This window comes from Mesobacillus sp. (assembly GCF_049588175.1).
In the GTDB taxonomy this organism is placed as follows: domain Bacteria; phylum Bacillota; class Bacilli; order Bacillales; family Cytobacillaceae; genus Mesobacillus.
On the sequence record NZ_JBAVFI010000785.1, the window covers coordinates 1 to 3,736 of the forward strand.

At 38.1% G+C, this 3,736-nt stretch carries 4 protein-coding genes; 1 reads left to right on the forward strand and 3 read right to left on the reverse strand.

Annotated features, from left to right (window positions below):
• Window positions 1-197: 197 nt before the first annotated feature.
• The 3 genes from WB217_RS19075 to WB217_RS19085 all read right to left on the reverse strand — a co-directional run bounded on the left by WB217_RS19075 (window position 198) and on the right by WB217_RS19085 (window position 3,177).
• Window positions 198-1,172: a hypothetical protein gene (locus tag WB217_RS19075; protein ID WP_423994908.1), complete on the reverse strand. Its 975-nt coding sequence runs from the start codon at window positions 1,170-1,172 to the stop codon at window positions 198-200.
• 142 nt (window positions 1,173-1,314) lie between these two features.
• A complete protein-coding gene (locus tag WB217_RS19080) occupies window positions 1,315-1,515 on the reverse strand; it encodes a cold-shock protein (protein ID WP_023614341.1) in 201 nt (66 codons plus the stop codon).
• Between the two features lie 414 nt (window positions 1,516-1,929).
• Window positions 1,930-3,177: an ATP-binding protein gene (locus WB217_RS19085; RefSeq protein ID WP_423994909.1), complete on the reverse strand. Its 1,248-nt coding sequence runs from the start codon at window positions 3,175-3,177 to the stop codon at window positions 1,930-1,932.
• A gap of 295 nt (window positions 3,178-3,472) precedes the next feature.
• Between WB217_RS19085 and WB217_RS19090 the strand changes: the two genes are divergently transcribed.
• A partial coding sequence (locus WB217_RS19090) for a hypothetical protein (protein WP_423994910.1) occupies window positions 3,473-3,736 on the forward strand: 264 nt, incomplete at its 3' end.

Genomic DNA, 3,736 nt, shown 5'->3' on the forward strand with positions numbered 1-3,736 from the left:
GTCTGGATTTTTCCGGGATTATGACTGCTGGAAATCTCCAAAATGTGATTAAAAAACTATTGCTCAACTGAGAATTATAAATACCAACGCAAAATAAATGTCTTATATTGTGTTATTTTAATCGCACTAACAACGTTACTATAATACCATTAAAAAAACCTGCTATAAGGCAGGTTTTTTTTACTGAAACACCGTAATCATGAGCATCCTCCGCCGCAGCTCGAGCAGCTGCTTGACGAACAGCTACCGGAACAGCTGTGACCTGAACAGCCTTTCCCATCATGCGAATCCTGGCCGCTGTCACCCGTTCCACAAAATACGGCACTGCAACCGGCCGTACCCTGAACCTGGCTTGCATAGGCATATTCTTTTGCGTACACCCAATACTCATCAAAATAATAGTAAGAGTAAAACACCATAACCATCGTTAATGGTGATAAGTCTCCGTATCTTGCTGGTCGTGTGAATTTACCCTTCTTATGTTTGCTGTATATATCTTCAGATTCGAGGAGCTGCTCTTTTAGCTGTCGAATTAAATAACTCACCAATTCTTCATTACTTTCTTCTACCTTGAAATAGCGCTGCTTCAGTTCTTCATCACTTAATGTGTAAACATTTTTTAATACAGCTTGATCGAGAGGATATTGGAAGAAGGAGCCCCAGGCTTTCCATGTATACTCCGTAACATCGAACAACTGGGCAAATACCCAATCGAAAATGGCCCGCTCCTGTGGTGCAGGTTCTGGCTCGAGATTGGGTGTATGATGCAGCATTTTTCCTAAATATTTATTTGAAAAAACTTCATACTCTTTAGTGAACATGAGCATTTCGTGCCAGATTTCATCCACTTTCATGCTGAACATCGGCGTATTTTTCATGATCGAATTCAATAAAAAATAGCGTTTTAATTCAAATAATCTCCACTCAAACTCATCCTCACTTATTTCGGGATGCTCACTTAAGTAACGTATTTTAACCTGGTTTAAATATTCATAAGAAAGTGCCTGATCCAGTTTTGTCATTAATTTCTGAGCGGGTACTCCATTGAGCAAGCCCAAATTATCGGGTATATTTTCTTTCAGCAATGCCTTTTTGTGTTTTTCATTATTTTTTAAAAAAGCAATTGATATTATGATGGCAGCACCTGCTGTTGCAGCTAAAAAAAATACCATTAAACTGTACCCCCTTTTTAAATGAAAAAAATGATTTGATATTAGTACGATTTTGATAATGGTAAAGTTTCAAATGGATTGTAAAATGTATGTAAAACAAAAACCCAGCCTACTGGCTGGGCTATAAGGTCATATATGATAATTATAGTTTAGTAACGTTAGCAGCTTGTGGCCCACGAGCACCTTCAACAACTTCGAAAGATACTTCTTGGCCTTCTTCTAATGTTTTAAATCCTTCTGTTTGAATTGCTGAATAGTGAACGAAAACGTCGTTGCCATCTTCAGCTTCGATAAAACCGAAACCCTTTTCTGCATTAAACCATTTAACTTTACCGTTTTTCATAAAAAAAAATCCTCCTAGATCGGCTGAACAAGCCATGATTTAAATTTAGCAAATCACAACGTTTAGTTCCTCACTGCTTAACTCATTCAAACGTTTTCAAACATTAGAACAAGCAAATTGCATTATGCCTAACACGTGCAAAGTGCTACTATAAATATAGCAAACTTGGATATAAATGTCAAGAAAAGCCAAACTTGTCAAATTGGCTTTTTCGTGTCATATGAAAGCAAAATAGCAGGTCCAGACTGGTATCTATTATACTTGTACAATTAAAATACGCTGCGGTCGATCACATGGAAGATGATCTTTTCCAGGAGTCATTTCTCTTCTGCACCAATTAAAGGTATATCAATAAACAACATCTTCCTAAAGTATTTTAAAAAGAATCCTCCTGCCTGTGCAGAAGGATTCCTCTTACTTTTCGGACCGGATAGAAAATTTCATATGGAATGTCGTGCCCTTTCCCACCTGGCTCTTTATTTCCACTTTTCCCTTCATCGCTCGGATGATACTAAAGGTGACCATCATCCCAAGACCGGTCCCCTGCTGTCCCTTTGTAGTATAGTAAGGCTCACCAAGTCGGTTAATTTGTTCCTCAGTCATCCCGATTCCATTATCCGATATAAGGATATGTACTGTATGGCCTGTAAGAAAGGTCTGTACTGTGAGTTCACCGCCATCTGGCATTGCTTCGAAACCATTTTTAATGAGATTGATGAAGCCCTGTTGAAATTTCGAACGATCTCCAGTAATAATCAAACCAGGAATATACTTACGTTTGATCTTGATATCATTCAAATAAGCGAGAGGCTTCAGGACATTCAATACATGATTTAACTCTTTTTCCACATCGATGTTTTCAACTTTTTCAAAAGCTGGACGTGCAAAAGTTAAATAATCATTAATTACCTCTTCTGCTCGATTAAGCTCATCAACAGCTATCTTTATGAATTCCTTTTTCTTTTCTTCTGGATAGGATTGTTCGCCAAGCAGCTGAAGGAAACCCTTTACTGTTGTCAATGGATTCCTGATTTCATGTGAAATCGCTGCGCTGAGATGGCTTACTACTTCTATTTTGTCTGCTTTAGCCAGCTTTTGACGGATCAGCAAGGACTGGCGAATTGTTTCAATTGAGTAACTTATAAGGCCTGTAGTGATAGCCGGAATCACAAGGAAACTGATCCATGCCTCCGGATGTGTGATTGGTTCCGTGATAATCCCGATTAATTGCATCAGCACCATCGATGTTATCACTGTAACCAGTATGGAAACGCCTACCCGTTGATTGAGTGAAAGGCGTGAAAACCAGCTGCTAATCCAGGTAAGAACGAATGCCAGAACGGTAAAAACTCCCGCAGAAGTCCAAAAACCATCATTGATTCCCATGAACCCACGCATGAGGATTGTCACACCTGCAAGCAAAAATCCTTGCCCTGTATATAGGCTTCCAAGGATCATAGGCACCTGTCGAAGATCAAAGCGTATACCATCGCTTGTTTCAATTGAAAAAATAAAACAAATTAAAATCGATAAGATAAAATAAAGTATTTGCAGGCCATTCCGGTTTTTTTCAGTCGCCTGTCTCTCAATAACCAGTTGTGTAAAAAACAGCAGTACTAATAAAAGAGACAGATTCAGGAGCAAATGTTTTGTAATTTCCACTGCAACACCACCAAATGTATTCAGTAAGATACTAATATAATCTGGTTGCAAGCGCAATCAAATTTCCTTTTCAAACAAGGTATATCTATTCAATTGACTTTTGTTCCTTTATATTGAAACAAACAGTTAATTATCGAGTACCTATTTTTGTTAGTGGGTATGAGCTGTTCTGTTAGCCTCAGTAGATTGAATAAACTTCATCCTAAAGTAGATACACCGCTAGTTTTAATTCCCCTGAAAAACCACTATACAAAAAAGAAATAGCAAAGCTTTTAGAGATTGGAGAATAACAAGAATGAAAAATAAATGGCTTCCTTATGTTTTCGTTATAATTGCTGTTTTAATAACTGTTTCACTTGACTGGTTTCAGACAGCTGAAGGAGGAAAAACTAGGGGAGGATCAACCACTTTTGCAAAGGCTCCTGAGGTGCAGCTTCTAATTGCTGGAGAACCTGTTGAGTACAAAGCAGGTATTTATGATTGGATTGATCAAGGGACTGGTAGTATTATCGACCAAAACGAACCGCCAATAATGTTCCATGATATACAGTCGCTTACA

What these genes read in the sequence shown, in the direction of transcription:
- WB217_RS19075 (WP_423994908.1), bottom strand. Translation starts at nt 1,172, where the DNA reads ATGGTATTTTTTTTAGCTGCAACAGCAGGTGCTGCCATCATAATATCA.
- WB217_RS19080 (WP_023614341.1), bottom strand. Translation starts at nt 1,515, where the DNA reads ATGAAAAACGGTAAAGTTAAATGGTTTAATGCAGAAAAGGGTTTCGGT.